General features: G+C 69.3%; 19 protein-coding genes. 7 read left to right on the plus strand and 12 right to left on the minus strand.

All coding sequences use genetic code 11. The features are described from left to right. Positions 1-4: 4 nt before the first annotated feature. The 5 genes from ACF1A5_RS09890 to ACF1A5_RS09910 all read right to left on the minus strand — a co-directional run bounded on the left by ACF1A5_RS09890 (position 5) and on the right by ACF1A5_RS09910 (position 7,000). Positions 5-139: a ribbon-helix-helix protein, CopG family gene (locus ACF1A5_RS09890; protein ID WP_392192321.1), complete on the minus strand. Its 135-nt coding sequence runs from the start codon at positions 137-139 to the stop codon at positions 5-7. A gap of 765 nt (positions 140-904) precedes the next feature. Beyond that, positions 905-1,750, minus strand: a complete 846-nt coding sequence (locus ACF1A5_RS09895; protein ID WP_392192322.1) for a P22 coat protein - protein 5 domain protein — start codon at positions 1,748-1,750, stop codon at positions 905-907. A gap of 480 nt (positions 1,751-2,230) precedes the next feature. Further along, positions 2,231-2,524 (minus strand): hypothetical protein, encoded by a 294-nt coding sequence (locus ACF1A5_RS09900; protein ID WP_392192323.1) that lies wholly within the window; start codon positions 2,522-2,524, stop codon positions 2,231-2,233. A gap of 1,164 nt (positions 2,525-3,688) precedes the next feature. After that, the gene (locus ACF1A5_RS09905) at positions 3,689-4,426 is read right to left on the minus strand and encodes an HNH endonuclease (protein ID WP_392192324.1); all 738 of its coding nucleotides are present in this window, start codon (positions 4,424-4,426) and stop codon (positions 3,689-3,691) included. A gap of 888 nt (positions 4,427-5,314) precedes the next feature. Then, entirely contained in the window at positions 5,315-7,000 is a 1,686-nt protein-coding gene (locus ACF1A5_RS09910; RefSeq protein WP_392192325.1) for a recombinase family protein, read from the minus strand. Between ACF1A5_RS09910 and ACF1A5_RS09915 the strand changes: the two genes are divergently transcribed. The 4 genes from ACF1A5_RS09915 (at position 6,999) to ACF1A5_RS09930 (ending at position 9,746) form a co-directional block, all read left to right on the plus strand. Next, positions 6,999-7,172 carry a hypothetical protein gene (locus ACF1A5_RS09915; RefSeq protein WP_392192326.1) on the plus strand — a complete coding sequence of 58 codons (174 nt, stop codon included), beginning with the start codon at positions 6,999-7,001 and terminating at the stop codon, positions 7,170-7,172. The two genes, ACF1A5_RS09910 and ACF1A5_RS09915, sit on opposite strands and share 2 nt — an antisense overlap. Beyond that, positions 7,169-7,633 (plus strand): RidA family protein, encoded by a 465-nt coding sequence (locus ACF1A5_RS09920; RefSeq protein WP_392192327.1) that lies wholly within the window; start codon positions 7,169-7,171, stop codon positions 7,631-7,633. The genes ACF1A5_RS09915 and ACF1A5_RS09920 overlap by 4 nt, the downstream gene beginning before the upstream one ends. A 327-nt stretch (positions 7,634-7,960) precedes the next feature. Continuing rightward, positions 7,961-8,830 carry an NUDIX hydrolase gene (locus ACF1A5_RS09925; RefSeq protein ID WP_392192328.1) on the plus strand — a complete coding sequence of 290 codons (870 nt, stop codon included), beginning with the start codon at positions 7,961-7,963 and terminating at the stop codon, positions 8,828-8,830. 85 nt (positions 8,831-8,915) lie between these two features. Beyond that, positions 8,916-9,746, plus strand: coding sequence for an MBL fold metallo-hydrolase (locus tag ACF1A5_RS09930; protein ID WP_392192329.1), 831 nt, complete (start codon positions 8,916-8,918; stop codon positions 9,744-9,746). Positions 9,747-9,917: 171 nt separating this feature from the next. Here the strand turns inward: ACF1A5_RS09930 and ACF1A5_RS09935 are convergent, their stop codons facing one another. Further along, a complete protein-coding gene (locus ACF1A5_RS09935) occupies positions 9,918-10,592 on the minus strand; it encodes a Crp/Fnr family transcriptional regulator (RefSeq protein ID WP_356184612.1) in 675 nt (224 codons plus the stop codon). Between the two features lie 353 nt (positions 10,593-10,945). On the opposite strand from ACF1A5_RS09935, the gene nth reads away from it, so the two are divergent. The 3 genes from nth to ACF1A5_RS09950 all read left to right on the plus strand — a co-directional run bounded on the left by nth (position 10,946) and on the right by ACF1A5_RS09950 (position 14,159). After that, entirely contained in the window at positions 10,946-11,992 is a 1,047-nt protein-coding gene (gene nth, locus ACF1A5_RS09940) for an endonuclease III (RefSeq protein WP_392192330.1), read from the plus strand. 151 nt (positions 11,993-12,143) lie between these two features. Then, positions 12,144-12,839 carry an NUDIX hydrolase gene (locus tag ACF1A5_RS09945; protein WP_392192331.1) on the plus strand — a complete coding sequence of 232 codons (696 nt, stop codon included), beginning with the start codon at positions 12,144-12,146 and terminating at the stop codon, positions 12,837-12,839. A gap of 120 nt (positions 12,840-12,959) precedes the next feature. After that, positions 12,960-14,159: a MarP family serine protease gene (locus ACF1A5_RS09950; RefSeq protein ID WP_392192332.1), complete on the plus strand. Its 1,200-nt coding sequence runs from the start codon at positions 12,960-12,962 to the stop codon at positions 14,157-14,159. 27 nt (positions 14,160-14,186) lie between these two features. Here the strand turns inward: ACF1A5_RS09950 and ACF1A5_RS09955 are convergent, their stop codons facing one another. From ACF1A5_RS09955 to ACF1A5_RS09980, 6 genes are all read right to left on the minus strand, one after another. Continuing rightward, the gene (locus ACF1A5_RS09955; RefSeq protein ID WP_392192333.1) at positions 14,187-14,366 is read right to left on the minus strand and encodes a hypothetical protein; all 180 of its coding nucleotides are present in this window, start codon (positions 14,364-14,366) and stop codon (positions 14,187-14,189) included. A 127-nt stretch (positions 14,367-14,493) separates the two neighbouring features. Further along, positions 14,494-15,444 carry an alpha/beta hydrolase gene (locus ACF1A5_RS09960; protein WP_356184601.1) on the minus strand — a complete coding sequence of 317 codons (951 nt, stop codon included), beginning with the start codon at positions 15,442-15,444 and terminating at the stop codon, positions 14,494-14,496. Then, positions 15,441-15,935: a phage holin family protein gene (locus ACF1A5_RS09965; RefSeq protein ID WP_392192334.1), complete on the minus strand. Its 495-nt coding sequence runs from the start codon at positions 15,933-15,935 to the stop codon at positions 15,441-15,443. The genes ACF1A5_RS09960 and ACF1A5_RS09965 overlap by 4 nt, the downstream gene beginning before the upstream one ends. 114 nt (positions 15,936-16,049) lie before the next feature. Further along, on the minus strand, positions 16,050-17,492 hold the full coding sequence (nhaA, locus tag ACF1A5_RS09970; RefSeq protein WP_392192335.1) for a Na+/H+ antiporter NhaA: 1,443 nt from the start codon (positions 17,490-17,492) through the stop codon (positions 16,050-16,052). Between the two features lie 180 nt (positions 17,493-17,672). Next, positions 17,673-19,628, minus strand: a complete 1,956-nt coding sequence (gene acs / locus ACF1A5_RS09975) for an acetate--CoA ligase (protein WP_392192336.1) — start codon at positions 19,626-19,628, stop codon at positions 17,673-17,675. Positions 19,629-19,969: 341 nt separating this feature from the next. Continuing rightward, positions 19,970-22,438, minus strand: coding sequence for a SulP family inorganic anion transporter (locus ACF1A5_RS09980; protein WP_392192337.1), 2,469 nt, complete (start codon positions 22,436-22,438; stop codon positions 19,970-19,972). Between the last annotated feature and the right edge of the window lie 127 nt (positions 22,439-22,565).

Here is a 22,565-nt window from a genome sequence, read left to right on the forward strand (position 1 = left end):
TGTCTCACTCGCTGTCATCTGCCAGTCGGCGCAATGCCTCACGCATTAGGTCGTTGTAGCTTCGGCCGCTCTTGGTAGAAAGGCGGACTAGTAGCGCGTGCTCGTCCTCATGCAGGCGCACACGAATACGGCGGATCATCTCGCCTCATCTCTCAATCGCTGACGTCGTTCACGCTGGTATTCCGTCTTACACTGTCGGCACCAGCGCTGGAGCCCATAGGCGCCGCACCAGGCGAATGCCGACTGGGGTTTGTCCTTGGTGCAGCGCGAGCAGTGGGCTAGGTAGTCAGTCACGGGTCACTCTCAGTGAAGAAGGGGGGCTTGGCGCTGAATCGGACATAGGGTGTAGAACAGGGTCTCTTACCGGGCGCACCTGGCAGCGCGCTCCCCCGCGTTCAACGTCCCCATGGGTCAAAGGGGTCATCCCCCACCCTATGGGGTGAAACGGACATCAAGGACGTTCACTCAATGTGAAGTTCAGCGCGATTACTCAGCGCTATCATCCTCGATCGTTCCACCCACCAGGCTGCGCCCTGCCAGTCTCCCTAGCATGGTGCGCCTATCGAGCGCCACGGAAATACCGACGGTACACGTCGTACTGCAAGCCCGTATCACGCAGCTTTGTGTAGCCGTTAGCGTCGTCGTACACCGTGAACCCGCTATCAGATAGCAGGCGCCCATACTGCGTCATTGTCAGCGGGAAGTCGGCGCCGTTGTCCGCAGCCACACAATGCGCAGCGCGATACGCCTTAGCTAGCGTGGAGTCGTAACCCGGGTCGTGCTTCAGCGTGGTGGAAACCAGATCTTCGGGACGCAAGTGCTCTCCAGGAAGTGAGTAGGTACACGAAAGGGGCCAGAGCACCTACGAAAATTGGTAGGTGGTCCGGCCCCAATCGCGAGTGAATCAGGCGCCGATGACGTCTCGGGCAACCAGCGCCTCAGGGCGGACAACCTTCGCCCCGTAAACGTGCAGACCGCGCAGGATGTCAACAAACTGCTTCGGGTGGCGCAGACCCTCAACCTTCGTGATCTGGTCGGCGTACGTGGTGGCGACACCATGACCAGCGATCAGAAGGCGACCAGCGCCCGCACCAGGGCCGTTCGGAACCTGGTTGGACTCCAGCACGGTGAAGCCAGCAGCGTTACCCACAACGCCATTGGAGCGAGTCACACCGCCCAGCGCATCACCCGAAGAGACAAAACGCGGGTCCTTCAGCAGGAAGCCATGGAAAGCCGGGGTCACAACGACCCAGCGACCCTCAATGGGAGTCTCATTCTCGGAAAGCTCAGTGCGCAGGTCGACCAGTAGGTCGTACGCGTCCGCAGCAGCGTCAACGGTCACCTCGGAACCCGGAGTAACCGCACTGGCCATCTGTGCCGCAATGTACGCATCCGCAGTCTTGGCCAGCAGGTGAGCAGCGCGTGCAGAAACCTTGGCGACAAAGTCCGCATCGTCGCGAGCCTGCGCCCGGTCGACATCATCGATGTTCAGCGACCAAGCCTTACGCTGGTCAATGTTCATCGTCTGCGGGGAAGTCGCAGCATTCCCGCCAGTCATGTCGGTGTACGGGGTGTAACCCTCAATGGTCGGGTCGGCAACAGTGTTGATGACAACCGAGCCACCGAACTCCGAAACCTCACCCTCGAAATCACGGTTGGTAACACCGTCAGAGCCGTAAGCCAGCGCCTCATCAAGGGCAGCCAGCGTCGAAGCCGCGTAGACCTCAGGAACAAAGTTGGTTAGCGCCATGGTGGCAACTCTCTTTCGTCAGATGGAAACGGCGGAATTAGTTCCGTCCGCTAAGCAGATCCTTCAACTGGCCAGCACGACGAGCAGCATCAATCGCCTTAGGCGACATGCCACTTAGGTCACTGCGGGATAGCTGACGGGGTGCAGATGCCGCAGTCCGGGCGCCCTGGTCGGCAGTACCCTCGAACCTCGGCGGAATTGGCTTGACGTCGTCACCAGTCGTCGCGACTTGACCGGCGTCAGCGTCAGAGGCCGAATCGCTCGTACCATCTGACGGAAGGGCCGAGTTGTCGCCAGCGTCGCGCTTAGCGGCCAACTCAGCCTTCAATGCCTTGATCTCTTCGCGCAGCTTCTTCAGCGTGCGCGCACCAGCCTCACCAAGCTGCCCGTCGGCAGCCTCAGCAGCCGGAGATTCCGAAGCAGACGACCCGTCGGCCGTAACCCCGGAAAGCTGTTCGGCTGGATTGGCCGTAGTCTCGCTCACTTCGTGACCCCCGCAGTCAGCCGAATACCACACGCGTGCAGCATCCGAGGCCCCTGCCGAGAAGGCAGAGTCTCAAGCGGCACATTGGCGTCGTCGAGCAGCCAATTCACCTGCAAATCGCTAGGCTTACCAATCGGCAGATCGTTGTCCCTGATCCATGCACGGAAAGCAGCGCGAATGCCGAACACTGGCGTTACATAGGTCATAGCAGCGCGCTCAGTGCACTCAGCGCGGAAGACCATGAACGCAGTCTCTAGCTCAGGCGAGATCTCGGGCAGGTACTTAGACACGGGAACCCCTTCGGGGAGTGAGAAGAAAATCCGGCGCTCACTGCCATCACGACATTGTGAGTTTGTTGCAGGGCGCCGGAAGAGCATGAACCCCCGCCTCGGGCACCAGAAGCGGGGGCAGCCTCGACCTACCGCTGACACCACAACAGCGGAAGGGAGCAAACGAAAGGGCCCGAGGCTGGCCGTTAGTGCCCCGGACCCTTCACCTATCTATGTAACGGCTACAAATGGGAGGTCAGCCGGCTGCCCGCCTATCCCGCAACCTCTGACGGTCCGCGACCCGCTTATAAGCCGCTCGATGTTCGGTAGAACAGAACGTTGCCCACCTGCGGCGCTGACTCGCAAAGCGCCACTGTTCAAACGGCTCAGCGCAATGCCGACAGACACGATGCATGAGCTTCACCGGCCCGTGCTGCACCAGCCGACCGGACGGAGTCTCGCTCAGCACTCGGCCCGGAAGAGCCTTATAACGGGCCACCATCGCCCCTGTAGCGGCCTGCGACTCCTCCAGCGTGAAACTGGACACCACAGGGAACACGCGACCCTCAAACAGGATGTCAGAGCCACGGCCAGGAGCAGCCCCAAAGTCCAGCGGGTCAAGCGTCGTTCCGCGCAGCCGGTAGCCAGGCAGACGCCCGAAACGCTCACGGTCCACCAGCGGGTCAAGGCCATACCGAGAATCCAGCGCAGTAGGCCGAGCAGCCAAGCGAGCAGCAGTCACGCTGAACCCGCCAATGTGGTCATCGGCGTACAGGCAGGCTTCCGCGAACGACTCGGGCGTATCCGGTCGGCGAGTAGGGCGAGTAGAGACGTCCATACGCACTCCAATAGAAAAGGCGCTCTGACAGCTCGCCAGGCGCCCAACGGGGAAACGGTGCTATGCAGTTGTGAGAGGCGCTCAGACAGGCGCTCAAGGCTCGTAGAGCGGGCGAACGGCCAAGCCCCGCCACTGGTCTCTACGCGGACCAGCGGAATGATCCGTACGACGACTGAAACCCAGCGAACGGGCGAGACGCGCAAAGTCCCCCAGGGCAATGCTGCTGCCATCAATGTCATGCAACGCAGCGCGCATAGCTGAGTACGCGTCGAAAGCATCAGTCAGCGCGCCAGGCTCGCGAGTAAACGCAGCATCAAACGCACGGAGATACACAGCGGGATAGCGAGTCATGCGCGCATCCATTCATCAGCGAGCAGATTGCTCTTAGACCGGTTACAAGGACGACAGACCCAACGACAGTTAGCCACCGTCGACAACCCGCCCCGTTCAACGGGAACCAAGTGATCAAACACAGCGCCATCGGCCAGCGAGGTAGCGCAATGCCAGCAGCGCGAATCGCCATGCTTGGCCGTAACCGCATCACGCAGACTCTTACGGCGAGCAACAGTGCGCTGAGTTGCCACGCACGACTTACAGACTCCATCGCGGAACCTCGGAACATGACGCGTCCCACAACGACGACACGCGATTGGCTCAGGGCGCATACGGGCACGACGGCGCAGATACTCAGCAGCCTTAGAGCAGCGCGAGGAGCAGTACAGCTTGGCCTGTGTGGGCCGATCCGGGTGGCCTACAGGGTTAGAGCAGCCGGGACCCTGACACGGCGCCTCAGCGGCTATCGCAGCCTTGCGCTCACGGTCCCTGCGCTCATCCTCACGCCGCAACTCCGCCATGTCCTCAACGCATTGGGCACAGTGCGAAACGCGAGCAGGCCGGTTAGTCGGTTGGTCACAGCGAACACAGCGAGGAGCGGACACAGCAGCGCGAGCAGCCGATAGGGCACGCTCGTACCTGACACGCAACAGGGCAGCCTCAGCACAAAGCTCAGCGCCGCATAGCTCACGCCCCGGGTCCGGGTTCGGGCGGTCACACACAACGCAAGTGCGCCGTGTAGAAGCGGGCATGGTTCGTCACTCCAAAGGTAAAAGGGAAGCAAAGACAGTTGATCATGGTGGGGTAGGTGAAGGGGGCTCTTGCCCAGTAACGCCAAGGGAAAAGGGACCTTGCTCGAACCCCCGCACGGCGTTACATCAACCCCTTGCGGAGTGCAGGCCAAATCTGCACTTCGACATCCCCCGAAAAAACCGCTACCGGCCCTTACGGGCCCTAAAAGCAGCCGACCGGCACGTTGGCCCGCAGTAAGTCTTGGGGTGTCCCACAGTGGCCTGCGGCAGGGCCTTACCGCACTGAGCGCACCTATCCGAGTCAGCCAGCGCGCGCAGGCCCCTAACGACCTGTGAGTGAGCAGCCAGCGCCGTAGGGGAGATTCGCGCAGCATCGTGAAGCGCAGACTCGGCCACGCGTAGCAGGGCGATGAGTTCTTGCCTGGTCATGATGTCCCTTCGAAACGAAATGCAACGTAATTCGAGTAAAGAAAAACCGCCCAGCGCACTGCCGGACGGTTTCGGTTTCAGGCGGACGTGACGTGACGCTCAGCGGCTAGGCCAAGCATTGCGAGACGCTGAGCCTGTAGCACGGGGTTGTGGCCTATGTCCGCCTGAAACGCGCGGGCCAGATTGCCACGGTGTGAATCCTCGTTAGCCCACGACATGATGAGCGTGATCAGTTCGACTGCTGCCACGGTGTCTCTCCTCACCAGATGGTTACGTCTAGTTCTGAGTGCGTCGAACGCGCATAGCAGCCCGCAGGGGGCACTAGACCGAATAACCGTTACCTTCTCGTTATCAAGTCGGTGGTGGCACACCGTCTCACTGAGCGGCCGTCTGTGGGCATGAAAGAACCCCGCCCGACCACCAGGGCCGAACGGGGCTGAAAGGCTGCGAGAGAGGCGCTCAGACCCACTCGACAGTCACGCGACCGTCAATGACAGCCCGCGCTTTGTTGCCTCGGCTTTTCTCGCTGGCGAGTGCCTTACGGACGACGATGCGCTTACAGAACAGCGCCACGAACTCTCGACGGTCCGCGAGCGATGCCGACTCCCACCAGGACCCCGGGCCCATCGGGTCGCCACTGTCCGACTCGGTCCACGCGCTGATAGGCAGCACCAGCGAGCCAGGCTGGCCCAACACCTCTAGCCGTGCGTCCGCAGCGCGTAGCCGGTCCTGCTGAGCCTTTACGTCCTCCTGCCAGCGCACCCGGCCGACAGGGTCACCGGCGTAAAGCTCACGGTCGTCATAAAGCTGTGTCAGCGCGCGCGTAGCGTCTGCCCGCTCATGCATGACGGTCTGTCGTTCCTGCGCTGCCTCGGGCGTCTCATTGACCTCGGCGTAGTGGACAGAGACCCGTTCGAGAATCTCGCGCGACTTCTCGTCCCACTCGGCAGCATCGATCAGAGAAAAGATGCTCCGGGCCACGTGGTCATCAAGGGCCGTGCGGCTGATGTAGCTACGGCCCTCATGGTCGCCTGGTGCGTCCGTCAGCGGCTTACCCGACGGACGGTTGCAGAAGTAGCTAGGGCGGTCAGCGTTGTTGGCACTCATCGAGCAGCCACACGCACATGTGAGGATGCCCTGAGACGAGAGCAGCGCCGTAGTCCTGTGCTCGTTCATACGGACCGGCCGAGCGTCGAGCCAATCCTGAACGGCGAACCAATCAGCCTCGCTGAGAATGGGCTCCCAAACGCGCACAGGCTTACCCTCAGCGTCACGCCGGACACGATGACCCGTAACCCTGCCCGCAGCGTTGTAGATGGCCTCAGCGTCGAACCCAGCGAGGTGCGGGTGACGCAGCATCCGAATCACAGTCTTGGGGTGCCAAGCGCTACCCGCAGTCTTCTTCCCGCGCGAGGCACCCAGAGTGCCCACACCCTCAGCGTTCAGCGTCGTGCACATCGAATGGACAGAGTCCGTGCCAGCGAGCAGCCCCTTAGTAATGCGCCGGATAACCTCGGCCTCATCCGGCTGCGTCGTGAGCGTCTGAATCGCAACAGGCTTGCCGTTCGGGGCAGTTCGGGTCTCCTGCTTGAGTCGGCGACCGTAAGGCGCCTTACCGCCCACATAGCCACCCAGCGAGCGAGCCAGCGCAGCAGCATCACGGACGGCAGTGCTCTTGTTCTTGGACTCCTGGTGCGCTGCGTCAAGCCGGAAGATCAGGTGAATCAAGTCCATGGTGTCGCCAGGACGGAACACACCCTCAGCGACAGAGACGATCGTCACACCCAGCGCTTGCAGCTCACTCACAATCGGCATGGCGTCGAGCGGTTCAAGCCGAGAAAAGCGGCTGATGTTGTAGACGATGACGACGTTGATTCGGCCCGTGCGGCAGTCACGCAGCAGACGTTCAAAATCCGGCCGCTCAGTGCCGCTGAATGCGGAAACGCCTACATCCTCGTAATGGCCGTGCCACGAAGCCTCACGCCCCTGCCGTGCCATCTCAGCGGCGAACAACTCGAACCGCCCCTGGTTAGCGTCACGCTGGCTCGCGGGGCTGGCCTCACTGCCGTTGACCCGGCCGTAGGACTGGCGCGTATAGCCTGCAACGTGAAGGTTCATACCGCTAACCACCTGGGGTGTCGTCATGGCTGAAGTAAGCCATCGTTCTTGGGAATACGCAACCGTGCCGCTGCTCGTCCATGCCACGAAGCAGATTCTGGACACCTGGGGCGAGGACGGCTGGGAGCTCGTCCAGGTCGTGCCCGGCCCGAACCCGGAGCAGCTGGTGGCCTACCTCAAGCGGGAGAAGCAGGGATGAGCGCGGTCGAGGCGAAGCTGGCCGAGCTGGGCCTGACCCTGCCGGAGGTCGTGCCCCCGCTGGCCTCCTACCAGCCGGCCGTGCGGTCCGGCTCCTACGTCTACACCGCGGGCCAGCTGCCGATGGTCGAGGGCAAGCTCCCGGTCACCGGCAAGGTGGGCCTGGAGGTCACGGCGGAGGAGGCCAAGGAGCTGGCCCGCACCTGCGCGCTGAACGCGCTGGCCGCCGTCAAGTCCGTCGTGGGCGACCTGGACCGCGTCGCGCGCGTGGTGAAGGTCGTCGGCTTCGTCGCCTCGGCGGCAGACTTCACGGGCCAGCCGGGTGTCGTCAACGGCGCCAGCGAGCTGCTCGGCGAGGTCCTCGGCGAGCGGGGCGTGCACGCGCGCAGCGCGGTCGGCGTGGCGGTGCTGCCGCTGGACGCGCCGGTGGAGGTCGAGATCCAGGTCGAGCTGCTGCCGTAGCAAAGCTTCGGGAGGGTCCCCGGAGGGACCCGGGAGATTCCGGAAGGCCGAGGGTCCCGGGGCGGGCTCAGGAGGGCCCGGGAGGGACCCAGGAGCTTCAGGGGGGCCCGGGAGGGTCCCGGGCGGGCTCGGGAGGTTCCCGGGACAGGGTCCCGACCCGTCCTGGTCCTGGCCTCGGGGCTGCCCGCGGGCTCGGATCGCGGGCATGGGCCTCGGGTGCCCACGGACACGAGCCTCGGGTGCCTGCCGGCAGGGACCTCGGTCACCTGCGGACATGCGCCTCGGGCACCTCTCGAACATTCGCGCACCACGGGATAGCCTCCGCCCATGGCGAATGGGCAGTGGTTTCCCCCGGACTGGCCGGCCCGTATCCGCGCGCTCGCGGACGGCACCCTCACGCCGGTCGCTCCCAGGCGCGCGGCGACGGTGATGCTCCTGAAGGACGCCGGCTCCGGGCCCGTCGTCCACATGCTGCGCAGACGCGCCTCCATGGCCTTCGCCGGGGGCGCGTACGCCTATCCCGGCGGCGGCGTGGACCCCCGCGACGACGACCACCAGGTCCGCTGGGCGGGTCCCACGCGCGCGTGGTGGGCGGACCGGCTCGGCGTCGACGACGCGGCGGCCCAGGCGATCGTCTGCGCGGCCGTGCGCGAGACGTACGAGGAGGCGGGCGTGCTGCTAGCCGGTCCCGACCCGGACTCCGTCGTCGGCGACACCACGGCCCCGCAGTGGGAGGCCGACCGGGCCGCGCTGGTCGCCCGTGAGCTGTCCTTCGCGGAGTTCCTCGACCGCCGCGGCCTGACCCTGCGCTCGGACCTGCTGGGCGCCTGGGCCCGCTGGATCACCCCCGAGTTCGAGTCCCGCCGCTACGACACCTGGTTCTTCGTGGCCGCGCTCCCGGAGGGGCAGCGCACCCGGAACGCCTCCACCGAGGCCGACCGCACGGTGTGGATCCGCCCCGCCGACGCGGCGGCCTCGTACGACCGGGGCGAGCTGCTGATGATGCCGCCCACCATCGCCACGCTGCGCGGGCTGACCGCGTACGACACCGCCGCCGAGGCACTCACGGGGGCGCGCGAGCGCGACCTGGCGCCCGTGCTGGCCCGGGCCCGCCTCGTGGACGGCGAGGTCGTGCTGTCCTGGCCGGGCCACGACGAGTTCACCAAGCACATTCCGGCCGGCGGGGCCCCGGCATGACCTGGCGGGGCCCCCGTACGGCCGGGCAGGGTTCCCGGGGATCCCGTACCGCCCGCACGACCGACGTCCAGGAAGGTCCCCTCGCATGACGGACGCAGCAACGCTCCCCGGTCAGCCCCGGGGCGGCGTCCACACCGGCCCCGCGACCGCGCGGGCCGTCAACGTCCTCGCGCCCAACCCCTCCGCCATGACCCTGGACGGCACCAACACCTGGCTCGTCTCCGAACCCGGCTCCGACCTGGCCGTGGTGATCGACCCGGGCCCGCAGGACGAGGGCCATCTGCGGGCGGTCGTCGACACGGCCGAGCGGGCGGGCAAGCGCATAGCCCTGACCCTGCTCACCCACGGCCATCCCGACCACGCGGCCGGTGCCGCCCGCTTCGCCGAGCTGACCGGTACCAAGGTGCGGGCGCTGGACCCGGCGCTGAGGCTGGGCGACGAGGGCCTGGCCGCCGGGGACCTGATCACGGTGGGCGGCCTGGAGCTGAGGGTCGTACCGACCCCCGGCCACACCGCGGACTCCCTGTGCTTCCACCTCCCGGCCGACCGGGCGGTGCTGACCGGCGACACCATCCTGGGCCGCGGCACCACGGTCGTGGCGCATCCCGACGGCCGTCTCGGCGACTACCTGGACTCCCTGCGGCGGCTGAGGTCCCTCACGGTCGACGACGGCGTGCACACGGTCCTGCCGGGTCATGGTCCCGTGCTGGAGGACGCCCAGGGTGCCGTCGAGTTCTACCTCGCGCACCGCGCCCACCGGCTCGCCCAGGTCGAGACGGCGGTCGAGGACGGCCACCGCACCCCGGCCCAGGTCGTCGCCCATGTGTACGCCGACGTCGACCGCTCCCTGTGGCCCGCGGCGGAGCTGTCGGTCCGGGCCCAGATGGAATACCTGCGCGAGCACGGGCTCATCTGAACCACGGGCTCGTCCGGGCCATGAACCCGTCCGGACACGGACCCGTCTGCACGCAGGGTGCCGCTTTCGGACGCGCGGCGAGGGCAGTGGCCGGGCGTGGACGCGCGGAGAGGGTCCCGTCTCCCAGGAGACGGGCCCCTCTCCGCGCGTCGCGTTGAGCCGTGCCCGCGGTCAGCGCGAGCGCTTGGCGAGGCGCTCCACGTCCAGCAGGATGACCGCGCGCGCCTCCAGGCGGAGCCAGCCGCGCCCGGCGAAGTCCGCCAGGGCCTTGTTCACGGTCTCGCGGGACGCGCCGACCAGCTGGGCCAGCTCCTCCTGCGTCAGGTCGTGCACGACGTGGATGCCCTCCTCGGACTGCACGCCGAAGCGGCGCGAGAGGTCCAGCAGGGCGCGGGCGACACGGCCCGGCACATCGGAGAAGACCAGGTCGGACATCTGGTCGTTGGTCTTGCGCAGGCGCCGGGCGACGGCGCGCAGCAGGGCGCCGGCCACCTCGGGCCGCGCGTTCAGCCAGGGCTGGAGGTCGCCGTGGCCCAGGGCCAGCAGCTTGACCTCGGTCAGCGCGGTCGCCGTCGCGGTGCGCGGGCCGGGGTCGAAGAGCGACAGCTCGCCGATGAGCTCGCCGGGGCCGACCACCGCCAGCATGTTCTCCCGGCCGTCGGGGGACGTGCGGTGCAGCTTGACCTTGCCCTCGGTGACCACGTACAGGCGGTCACCAGGGTCGCCTTCGTGGAAGAGCGAGTCGCCGCGTGCGAGCGTCACCTCCGTCATGGAGGCGCGGAGCTCCGCGGCCTGCTCGTCGTCGAGCGCCGCGAAGAGCGGATTGCGCCGCAGAACGTCGTCCACGAGTTCTCTCCTTGTCGACCTGCTCAGGGGATCTTGCTCCCCGGTGTGCCAGGGGACCGTGTTCCCCATTTTGCCGGACGATCCAAACAGTGTGATCTGTCACAAGGATGCCGCACCGGAGTCCCGGGGTAAGCGGCAGGGGTCCAATCGGGGGCTGATCCCCGGGGCCCGGGGCGGATGTCCGTGCCTGCCTTTAGGCTGGCCGGGTGTCCAAAACGCCGGTGAGAGCACAGGCCTAGGGGGCTGCGCGGGTGGTTGTACGTAAGGATTCCGCTGTGGGCGAACAAAGCCCCGACGATGGAAACAAAACGGAAAAAACAGTCAAAAAGGCACCCGCGAAGAAGACGGCTCCGGTGAAGAAGGTGGCGGCCGCCAAGAAGGCCACCGCGGAGAAGACGGCTGCGAAGAAGGCCACCGCGAAGAAAGCTCCGGCCGAAAAGGCCCTCGCCACGAAGAAGGCCACCGCGAGGACCACCGCGAGGACCACCGCGAGAGCCGCGGTGAAGTCGGCCGCCGCCGTGCGGAAGGCCAAGCCGCCGAAGAAGGTGACCGTCGCGCCCGAGGACGGCACGGTCGCCGTGCGGCAGGCCTCCGCCGAGAAGACCGTCGCCCCGAAACCGCCGCGGAACGAGTCGCGCACCGCGCTCGTCCGCCGTGCCCGGCGCATCAACCGCGAGCTCGCCGAGGTGTACCCGTACGCCCACCCCGAGCTGGACTTCGAGAACCCCTTCCAGCTGCTGGTCGCCACGGTGCTGTCCGCGCAGACCACGGACCTGAGGGTGAACCAGACGACGCCCGCGCTGTTCGACCGCTACCCGACCCCCGAGGACCTCGCCGCCGCCAACCCGGAGGAGGTCGAGGAGATCCTCCGTCCCACCGGCTTCTTCCGGGCCAAGACCAAGTCGGTCATGGGCCTGTCCAAGGCGCTGGTGGCGGAGTTCGGCGGACAGGTCCCCGGCCGCCTCCAGGACCTCGTCAAGCTGCCCGGCGTCGGCCGCAAGACCGCCTTCGTGGTCCTCGGCAACGCCTTCGGCCACCCCGGCATCACCGTGGACACGCACTTCCAGCGGCTGGTGCGGCGCTGGCAGTGGACCGACGAGACCGACCCCGACAAGATCGAGGCCGCCGTCGGCGCGCTCTTCCCCCGGAGCGACTGGACGATGCTCTCGCACCATGTGATCTTCCACGGTCGCCGTATCTGCCACGCCCGCAAGCCCGCCTGCGGCGCCTGCCCGATCGCCCCCCTCTGCCCCGCGTACGGCGAGGGCGAGACCGACCCCGAGAAGGCGCGGAAGCTGCTGAAGTACGAGAAGGGCGGCTTCCCCGGCCAGCGGCTGAAGCCCCCGCAGGCCTACCTGGACGCGGGCGGCAAGCCGGCCCCGCCGCTGGGGGCCGGATGACGGGACGACCGGGACCGCCGGGACCTGAGACGCCCGGGACGGCTGGGTCGGCTGTGGCAGCCGGGTCGGTCGGGACGGGGGCCGGGGCCGCCGGCGCGGAACGATCCCGGGGCCGGCAGGCGTTGGAAGCAGCAGGACGACGGGGAGGGCGATGACGCGCGCGAGTGACACCCAGGGCGGCCGGGCCGCGCTCAGCACGGAGGGTCTGCCGGGATGGCTGGAGCCCGTCGTGCGCGTCGTGGAGACCGTCCGGCCGGTCGAGCTGAGCCGTTTCCTGCCGCCGGAGGACGGCGCGGGGCGCCAGTCCGCCGTACTGATCCTGTTCGGCGAGGGCGAGCGCGGCCCGGAGCTGCTGCTGATGGAGCGGGCCAGCTCGCTGCGCTCGCACGCCGGGCAGCCGTCCTTCCCCGGCGGCGCGCTCGACCCCGTGGACGGCGACCCGACGGCCGAGGGGCCGCTGCGGGCGGCGCTGCGGGAGGCGGAGGAGGAGACCGGGCTGGTTCCGGCCGGCGTCCAGCTGTTCGGCGTGCTGCCCCGGCTGTACATCCCGGTCAGCGGCTTCGTCGTCACGCCGGTGCTCGGCTGGTGGCGCGAGCCCAGCCCGGTCGGCGTCGTCGACCCCGCCGAGACCGCCCGCGTCTTCACGGTCCCCGTGGCGGATCTCACGAACCCGCGCAACCGCGCCACCACCGTGCACCCCAGCGGCCACCGCGGTCCGGCATTCCTGGTCGAATCGGCCCTCGTCTGGGGCTTCACCGCCGGCATCATCGACCGCCTGCTGCACTTCGCGGGCTGGGAGGAGCCCTGGGACCGGACCAAGCAGGTCCCACTCGACTGGCGGTCATGACAGGGTGGGCGCCGTGCTGTGTTTTCCCGGGGGACGCCAAGCCCGTACCGCGCTGTGCGGCGTACCGGCCCCCCGGCCGATCCGTGGTGACCGCGAAACGATGAGGCGAGGCTCGAAGCGGTGAACGTGCTGGACATCCTGCTGCTGGTCGCCGCCGTGTGGTTCGCGGTCGTGGGCTACCGCCAGGGCTTCGTCGTCGGCATCCTGTCGGTGATCGGTTTCCTGGGCGGCGGCGTCGTCGCCGTGTACACGCTGCCGGTCGTCTGGGACGCGCTGACGGACGGCTCGCCGGTCAGCACCACCGCGGCCGTCGTCGCGGTGGTCGTCGTCATCGTCTGCGCCTCGGTCGGCCAGGCTCTGACCACCCACCTCGGCAACAAGCTGCGCGTGTACATCACCTGGTCCCCGGCGCGCACCCTGGACGCGACCGGCGGCGCCCTGGTCAACGTCGCGGCGCTGCTCTTCGTCGCGTGGCTGATCGGCTCGCTCCTCGGTTCCACGACGATTCCGACCGTCGGCAAGGAGGTGCGCAACTCCAGAGTGCTGATCGGAGTCTCCGGCGTTCTGCCCGCCCAGGCCGACACCTGGTTCACGCACTTCTCCTCGGTCCTGGCGCAGAACGGCTTCCCGCAGGTCTTCAGCCCGTTCGCCAATGAACCGATCACCGACGTACGGCCCCCGGACCCGGCCCTGGCGGGCAGCGCCGTGGCCACCCGCGCCAGGCAGTCCGTCGTCAAGGTGGTCGGCACCGCGCGCAGCTGCGGCAAGGTGCTGGAGGGCAGCGGCTTCGTCTTCGGCGACCGCCGCGTGATGACCAACGCGCACGTCGTCGGCGGCGTCGACGAGCCCACCGTCCAGATCGGCGGCGTGGGCCGCAGGTACGACGCGAAGGTCGTCCTCTACGACTGGCAGCGCGACATCGCCGTACTGGACGTACCGGACCTGAAGGCCCCGGCGCTGAAGTTCACGCGCACGGACGCCCGCAGCGGTGACAGCGCGATCGTCGCCGGCTTCCCGGAGAACGGGTCGTACGACGTGCGCTCGGCGCGGGTGCGCGGGCGCATCACGGCCAACGGCCCGGACATCTACCACCGCGGCACGGTCCGCCGCGACGTCTACTCGCTCTACGCGACCGTCCGCCAGGGCAACTCCGGCGGCCCGCTGCTCACCACCGACGGCAGGGTCTACGGCGTGGTGTTCGCCAAGTCCCTCGACGACGCCCAGACCGGCTACGCGCTCTCGGCGGACGAGATCCAGCAGGACATCGCCAAGGGGCGTACCGCGAACCAGCAGGTGGACAGCGACAGCTGTGCGCTCTGAGCCCGGCCGTGGGGCCGGGCTCGCGGCTCAGTCGCGGGTGTGACGCAGGCGTACGGAGACCCAGCGGGCCCGGCGGCGCAGGATGCGCGAGATGCCCACCCGCGGGTCGGCGCCCGTCAGTTGCGGGGTGCCCCGCTGGTGGGAGTTGAGCCCTGCCGTGGAACGGCGGCTGCGTGCTGCGTCACTGTAGTCGTGCGTCCAGCCCATACCCCGACGTCTGCCCCTGGCCCAAGGTCCATAACCGCGCGCGGGCACCCCAATTGGCCTATGCGCCAGGCAATTGGCCGTTCGTAGGACAGGCGTTCACGTCCGGATACCGGGCGCAGCGGCTCGGTCACCGATCGGGTTCGGGGTCCTTCAGCCAATTGACCAGTTCGGTGGAGAAAGCGACCGGATCCTCCTCGTGCGGGAAGTGCCCCAGCCCGTCGAAGAGCCGCCAGCGGTACGGCGCCTCGACGTACTCTCCCGAACCGGCCGCGCTGCGGATGCGCTGCACCGGGTCGAGGGAGCCGTGCAGATGCAGCGTCGGCACCCGCAGGGGCCGCTTCATCCGGCGGTAGAACTGGATGCCGTCGGGGCGGGCCAGGGAGCGCACCATCCAGCGGTAGGGCTCTATCGAGCAGTGCGCCGTGGAGGGGATGCAGATGGCGCGGCGGTACGTCTCCACCGCCTCGTCGTCCGGCAGTCGCGGCCCCGACCAGTCCCGTACGAGCCGGGCCACGAGCGCCCCGTCGTCGGCGGTCAGCTGCCGCTCGGGGATCCACGGCCGCTGGAAGCCCCAGATGTAGGAGCTCGCGGCGCTCTGCCGCGGGTCAGAGACCATCGCCGAGCGCCAGCGCCGGGGGTGAGGCATCGAGGAGACCGCGAGCCGCCGTACGAGCTTCGGGCGCATCGCGGCCGCCGTCCACGCCAGATAGCCGCCGAGGTCGTGGCCGACCAGGGCGGCGTCCGGCTCCCCGAGCGAGCGGATCACGCCGGTGATGTCCAGCGCCAGGTTGGCGGGATCGTATCCGCGGGGCGTGCGGTCGCTGCCGCCCACGCCCCGCAGGTCCATGGCGACGGCCCGGAACCCCGCGTCGGCCAGCGCGGCGAGCTGGTGCCGCCAGGTCCACCAGAACTGCGGGAAGCCGTGCAGCAGCAGCACCAGCGGGCCGTCGCCGAGCTCGGCGATGTGGAAGCGGGCGCCGTTGGCGGCCACGTCCCGGTGGGTCACCTTTCGGCCGCCGGGCAGGTCGAGCCGTACGACCGAGGTGGGCTGCGCCGGAGGGGTGGCGGGATCCGTCATGACGACGAGCGTGCCACAGCCTCGATGGCCTGGGGCGCCCGGTCCTCCAGGGCCGGGGTCTCCGGGCGGGGGTGCGGCTTGGCCTTCTGCAGGACGTGCGCCGTCTCCTTCATCGACGTGGCGACCTTCTGCGGGCCCTGGCTCCTCTTCGCCTTCTTGGCGAAGGCCACGCCGATCAGCGCGAGGACGCCGGCGACGAGGACGTTGGCCGCGAAGGACAGCAGGAAGCAGACCGCGAGGTTCCAGCCGCTCCAGGTCCGAATGCCGTACGCGAGGGCGAAGTTGAGCATCGGCAGGGAGAACAGCAGCAGCACGCCGGCCGCGCTGAACGCGCCGCCGCTCGTGGCGCCGCGCTTGACGTCCCGCTTCAGCTGGGCCTTGGCCAGCGCGATCTCGTCGTGCACCAGCGCGGACAATTCGGTCGTCGCCGAGGCGAACAGCTGGCCGATGCTGCGTTCGGCGCCGACCGGGCTGCCGTCGGGTGCGCTCATCGCGGTCTCCCTCTCGTGACTGGGTGGAATTCCGTCCGGGTCCGGTCCGGCTCGACTGCTGCCTGACTTCTGCCCGACTGGGAACGGTCCCGTCTTTTGTACCGTCCCGTCAGATCATGCCGGACTGTCGTTCTCCTCGCCTGCCCCGCCCGGCACTTCGGCAAGCCGCCGTGCCCGTTCGGCGGCCTTCTCCTCGGCGATCCGGCGGTGCTCGGCGGCCTTCCGCTCGTGGATGGCGGCCATGCGCAGGTGGTACGCCGGGTCGTCCTCCTCGTAGACGTCGGGGATGCCGTCGAGGTCGTCGTCGCGCTCCTCGGCCTCGCACAGCCTGCGGTACTTGGCGTTGCGCACCTTCAGCAGGACGGTCGCCAGCGTCGCCGCGACGAGGGAGCCGCACAGGACGGCGGCCTTGACCTCTTCGGTCATCGCCGCGTCGCCCTCGAAGGCCAGCTCGCCGATGAGCAGGGAGACGGTGAAGCCGATCCCGGCGAGGGCGGCGACGGCGAACACGTCCGCCCAGGCCAGGTCGTCGCTGAGCGAGGCCCGGGTGAAGCGGGCGGTGAACCAGGTGCCGCCGAAGATGCCGACCGCCTTGCCGACCACGAGACCGAGGACCACGCCGAGGGTCTCGGGCCGGGTGAACACGTCCGACAGCGCATTCCCGGAGAGCGAGACACCGGCGCTGAACAGGGCGAACAGCGGCACGGCAAGGCCCGCGGACAGGGGCCGGACGAGGTGCTCGATGCGCTCGCCGGGGGAGCGCTCCTCGCCGTCGCGGGTGGTGCAGCGCAGCATCAGGCCCATCGCCACGCCCGCGATGGTGGCGTGCACGCCGCTGTTGTACATCAGGGCCCAGACGACCATTGCGAGCGGGACGTACACGTACCACCCGCGCACGCCCGCCCGCAGCAGCAGCCAGAAGACCGCCAGACCGGCCGCCGCGCCGCCGAGCGCGGCGAAGTTCAGGTGGTCGGTGAAGAAGACGGCGATGATCAGGATGGCGAACAGGTCGTCGACGACGGCGAGTGTGAGCAGGAACGCGCGCAGGGCGCTCGGCAGCGAGGTGCCGATGACCGCGAGGACGGCGAGCGCGAACGCGATGTCGGTCGCCGTCGGCACCGCCCAGCCCGCGAGCGATCCGCCCCCGGCGGCATTGGTGAGGGTGTACACGACGGCGGGTACGGCCATGCCGCACAGCGCGGCGACCACCGGCAGGACGGCGGCCCGGGGGTCGCGCAGGTCGCCCGCGACGAGCTCGCGTTTCAGTTCGATGCCGGCGACGAAGAAGAAGATCGCGAGCAGCCCGTCGGCGGCCCAGTGGGCGACGGAGAGGTGCAGGCCGAGGGCCGAGGGGCCGAAGTGGAAGTCGCCGACGCTCTCGTAGCTCGCGCGCAGTGCGGGGATGTTCGCCCAGGCCAGGGCGGCCAGCGCGGCGAGGAGGAGCAGCACGCCACCGACGGTCTCGGTGCGCAGCGCGTCCACGACGAAGGTCCGCTCGGGCAAGGAGAGCCGTCCGAGGACCTTGCGGGCGGTGTTGGTGGTGCGGGGCGCGGCCACGGTGGGACCTCCGGGTCGATGCGGCTTGCCGCCGTCGTGCGGGATCACCGACGGCGTCGCCGACCAGACTTCCCGGCACACCCTGAGGTCACCAGTTTACCGGCCCCTTACGAAGTCACGGGCCGGCCGCGGGCCCAGGGTGGCCCGGATCCGGGGCACCCTGGGTGAGGCCGTCGGTCCTCAGTCCTCGCTCGGCGATGCCGGGAGCTTCGTCTGGATGAGGTCCATCACCGTCGAGTCCGTCAGCGTCGTGACGTCCCCGAGCTGCCGGTTCTCCGCCACGTCGCGCAGCAGTCGCCGCATGATCTTCCCGGAGCGCGTCTTGGGCAGCTCCGCCACCGGCAGGATCCGCTTCGGCTTGGCGATCGGGCCGAGCGTGCTGCCGACGTGGTTGCGCAGCTCGGCGACCAGGTCCTCCGTCTCCGCGGCCGCGCCGCGCAGGATCACGAAGGCGACGATCGCCTGCCCGGTCGTCTCGTCCACGGCGCCCACCACGGCCGCCTCGGCGACCGAGGGGTGCGACACCAGGGCCGACTCGACCTCCGTGGTGGAGATGTTGTGCCCGGACACGAGCATCACGTCGTCGACGCGGCCGAGCAGCCAGATGTCGCCGTCGTCGTCCTTCTTGGCGCCGTCACCGGCGAAGTACTTGCCCTCGAAACGCGACCAGTAGGTGTCGATGAACCGCTGGTCGTCGCCCCAGATGGTGCGCAGCATCGCCGGCCACGGCTCGGTGAGCACGAGGTAGCCACCGCCGCCCTTCGGGACCTCGTTCGCCTCGTCGTCCACGACCGTGGCGGAGATGCCGGGCAGCGGGCGCTGTGCGGAGCCGGGCTTGGCCTCCGTCACGCCTGGCAGCGGCGAGATCATCATCGCGCCGGTCTCCGTCTGCCACCAGGTGTCGACGACCGGGGTGCGCTCCGCGCCGATGTTCTTCCGGTACCAGATCCACGCCTCGGGGTTGATCGGCTCGCCGACCGAGCCCAGCACGCGCAGGGAGGACAGGTCGAACTTCGCGGGGATGTCGTCGCCCCACTTCATGAACGTGCGGATGGCGGTCGGCGCCGTGTACAGGACCGTCACCCCGTACTTCTGCACGATCTCCCAGAAGCGGCCCTGGTGCGGGGTGTCGGGGGTGCCCTCGTACATCACCTGCGTCGCGCCGTTCGCCAGCGGTCCGTAGACGATGTAGGAGTGGCCGGTGACCCAGCCGACGTCGGCGGTGCACCAGTAGACGTCGGTCTCCGGCTTGAGGTCGAAGACGGCCCAGTGCGTGTACGCCGTCTGGGTCAGGTAGCCGCCGGAGGTGTGCAGGATGCCCTTCGGCTTCCCGGTCGTGCCCGAGGTGTACAGGATGAACAGCGGGTGCTCCGCCTCGAACGCCTCCGGGGTGTGCTCGGCCGACTGCCGGCCCACCAGCTCGTGCCACCACACGTCCCGGCCCTCGGTCCAGGCGACCTCCTGGCCGGTGCGGCGGACCACGAGCACGTGCTCCACGTTGTCCACGCGCTCGACCGCCTCGTCGACGGCCGGCTTGAGCGCGGACGGCTTGCCGCGCCGGTAGCCGCCGTCGGACGTGATCACGACGCGGGCGTCGGCGTCCTGGATGCGGGTGGCCAGCGCGTCCGCGGAGAAGCCGCCGAAGACGACGGAGTGCGCGGCGCCGATCCGGGCGCAGGCCAGCATGGCGATGGCCGTCTCCGCGATCATCGGCATGTAGATCGCGACCCGGTCGCCCTTGCGGACACCCAGCTCCAGCAGCGCGTTCGCGGCCCGGGAGACCTCGTCCTTGAGCTCGGCGTAGGTGATCGCGCGGCTGTCGCCGGGCTCGCCCTCGAAGTGGATCGCGACCCGGTCGCCGTGCCCGGCCTCCACGTGCCGGTCCACGCAGTTGTACGCCACGTTGAGCGTGCCGTCCTTGAACCACTTGGCGAACGGCGGGTTCGACCAGTCGAGCGTCTCGGTCGGCTCCTCGGCCCAGGTCAGCCGCCGGGCCTGCTCGGCCCAGAAGCCGAGCCTGTCAGCCTTGGCCTGTTCGTACGCCTCCGCCGTGACGTTGGCGCCCGCGGCCAGGTCAGCCGGCGGCGCGAAGCGTCGCTCCTCCTTCAGAAGGTTGGCCAGGCTTTCGTTGCTCACGACATCTCCCTTTCCCAGGGTGTCCGTTGTGTCCCAGGCCACAGCTCATCAGACCAGGGGGTCCGATGACAAGGGTCGCCTGAACATTGGTTTAGACCTCTTTGCGGAAGATTTGCACGGCCGCTCGGGGGCACGAGAGTGGCCCCGAGCGGCGCGCGCGTCGTCCTGGACGGCCGGTTTCATCCGTTCCCACGGATCGGAGGCCGCACAAGTTCAGCACGATCCACAATGATCCAGTTCGGCGCGGCGCTCGACGGGCGGGTCACCCACGGCGGGCCCGCGCCGCGCTCCGGCGGCCTTCGCCGGGCCTCGCGCGCGGGCGCCCGCCGCCGGGTGACGGCTCACGCCGGACTGGGCAGGTCCTCGGGCGCCTCCACGCCGGTGAACACCTCGTCCCCCGCCTCCCCCGCCAGCAGGTAGGCCTGGGCCTCACCCACGTGGAAGTACATGCCGTGCAGCTCCAGGGCGCCCTCCCGCAGGGCCCGGCCCACCGAGTCGTGGTGGCGCAGGTGCTCCAACTGCTGCACGACGTTCGTCAGGCACAGCTCCTCCACCGCGTCGGCGGGCCCCCGCCCCGACAGCCGCGGCCGGGCGAGTCCGGCGTCGGCCATGCGCTCCAGGCTGGGCAGCCCGTGCCGCAGCCACCGCTCCAGGGGCGTCCCGGACTCCCGTGCGTCAGGGGCCGGGGGGCCGGCGTCCCGCGCGGGGGCGCCGTGCACCCCGGCCTCTCGTGCGCGATTGCCCTGTGCCTGTGTGTCACGGGGCTCCATCGCCGGGCCGGGAGCGGAGTTGAGCAGGGCCTGCATCGCACCGCACCCGGAGTGCCCGCACACCGTGATGGAACGGACCCCGAGCACGTCCACCGCGTACTCGATGGCGGCGGCCACCGAATCGTCCCCGCCGTCCTCGCCGGGCGGTGGGACGAGATTGCCCACGTTGCGCACGACGAAGAGGTCGCCCGGACCACTGGAGGTGATCATCGAGGTGACCAGCCGCGAGTCGGCGCAGGTGAGGAACAGATGGGACGGCTGCTGCCCCTCCCGCGCCAGCCGCGCCAGCTCCCCCCGCACGAGCGGTGCGGTGTTGGTGTGGAACGCGCTGATGCCACGCGCCAGTTGCTGTCTGCTCGGAGCGGGCCCGACGGCCCGGTGGCCGGTCTGCGCGCGGGTGTCCGCCGCCGATGCCCGGGGTGTCTCCCGGCACTGGTGGTTGCGCCAGGGCGTCCAGGGCCGGCAACGGCATCCGGTGGTGTCGGCGGGCTCGGCGAGGCCGATTCCGGCCCGGCGTCCGGTGATGTCCACGGAGCCGCCCTGCGCGGTGTGCGTCCGCTGCCAGTCCTGCAGTGACTCGTACGCCGCGTGGTCCATGAACGAGCCGTCCAGTTCGACGACCGCGTCGGCCCCATGGGGTACGAGGTGCAGGGCGCGGCTGAGCCGCGGCACCGCGAGGAACGTCAACTGCCCTCGTACGTGGACGCGATGGACTCCCTCCTTCTCGTCGTGCGTGATACGGGTGCGGGTGAGGCGGTGCAGGGCGACGGCGACGGCCACGGCGACCCCGAGGACCACGCCCTCCAGAACACCGAAGGCCACCACGCCGAGGGTGGTGACGGCGTACACCAGCACCTCCCGGTGGCGGGTCACCGTGCGGATGTGGTGCAGGGACACCATCTGGATGCCGACGGCCATCACCAGGGCGGCGAGCGAGGCGAGCGGGATGAGCTCCAGGATCGGGACCATCAGCAGCGCGGCGACCACTACGAGAACGCCGTGCAGCATCGTGGAGTTCCGGCTGACGGCGCCCGCGCGCACATTGGCCGAACTGCGCACCGCCACCCCGGCGACCGGAAGCCCGCCGAGCGCGCCGGAGACGACGTTGGCCGCGCCCTGTCCGAGCAGCTCCCGGTCCAGGTCTGACCGCGGGACCCGGACGGTGGGCGCGGGGCGGCCGGCGGCCAGCTTGTCCACGGCCACGGCACCGAGCAGCGACTGCACGCTGCACACCAGCGTGGTGGCGAGCACGGCGGCGACGACGCCGGCCACCGGCCCCTCGGGCAGGCCGGCCAGGGCGTGACTGCTCCACGAGGGCAGGTCCACCCGGGCCAGGCTGAGCCCGGCGAGGGAGGCGGCCGCCGTGGCCCCGGCGACCGCGACGAGTGCGGCCGGCACCTTGCGCAGGAGGTCACCGGCCCGCCCGGGAAGTCTCGGCCAGAGCAGCAGGAGGGTCAGCGTCAGCACGCTCACCGACACCGCGGCCGGTTGCAGTCCGGCCAACTGGGCGGGCAGCGCACGGAGGTTGTCGATCACGGAGCTCTGGGGGCTGCCGCCGAGGACGATGTGCAGCTGCGCGACGGCGATGGTCACGCCGATGCCGGCGAGCATTCCGTGCACGACGGCGGGGCTGACGGCGAGCGCGCCGCGGGCCACCCGCAGGCAGCCCAGGCCGAGTTGGGCGAGGCCGGCGAGCACGGTGATCCCGCAGGTCGCGCGCCATCCGTAGTGGTGGATCAGGTCGGCGGTGACGACCGTGAGTCCGGCCGCGGGGCCGCTGACCTGGAGGGGGGAGCCGCCCAGGCGTCCGGTGACGAGGCCGCCCACGGCCGCGGCGACGAGGCCGGCCTGGAGCGGGGCGCCGGTGGCGAGGGCGATGCCGAGGGACAGGGGCAGGGCGATCAGGAAGACCGCGATCGAGGCGGAGATGTCGGCGCCCGCGATGCGGAAGCGGCGCGGGCGCGGTGGCGGGCTGTGGGGTTGGTGGGTGCGCTGGGGCCGAGCAGGGTCGGCGGCGTGGGTGGGGGCGCAGGCTGACATGTTCCCGTCTCCTCCGGGCGGCGCGGTCGCGGAACTGGTGGTCCCCGCACGGGGCGGGGGTCGGGTCGCGGCCGTGGGTCACGGCGTGCAGCGGCGGGATGGATCAACTGGAGCAACTGAATCAACG

Origin of the sequence: Streptomyces sp. NPDC014864, from assembly GCF_043081525.1 — a bacterium.
GTDB lineage: Bacteria > Actinomycetota > Actinomycetes > Streptomycetales > Streptomycetaceae > Streptomyces.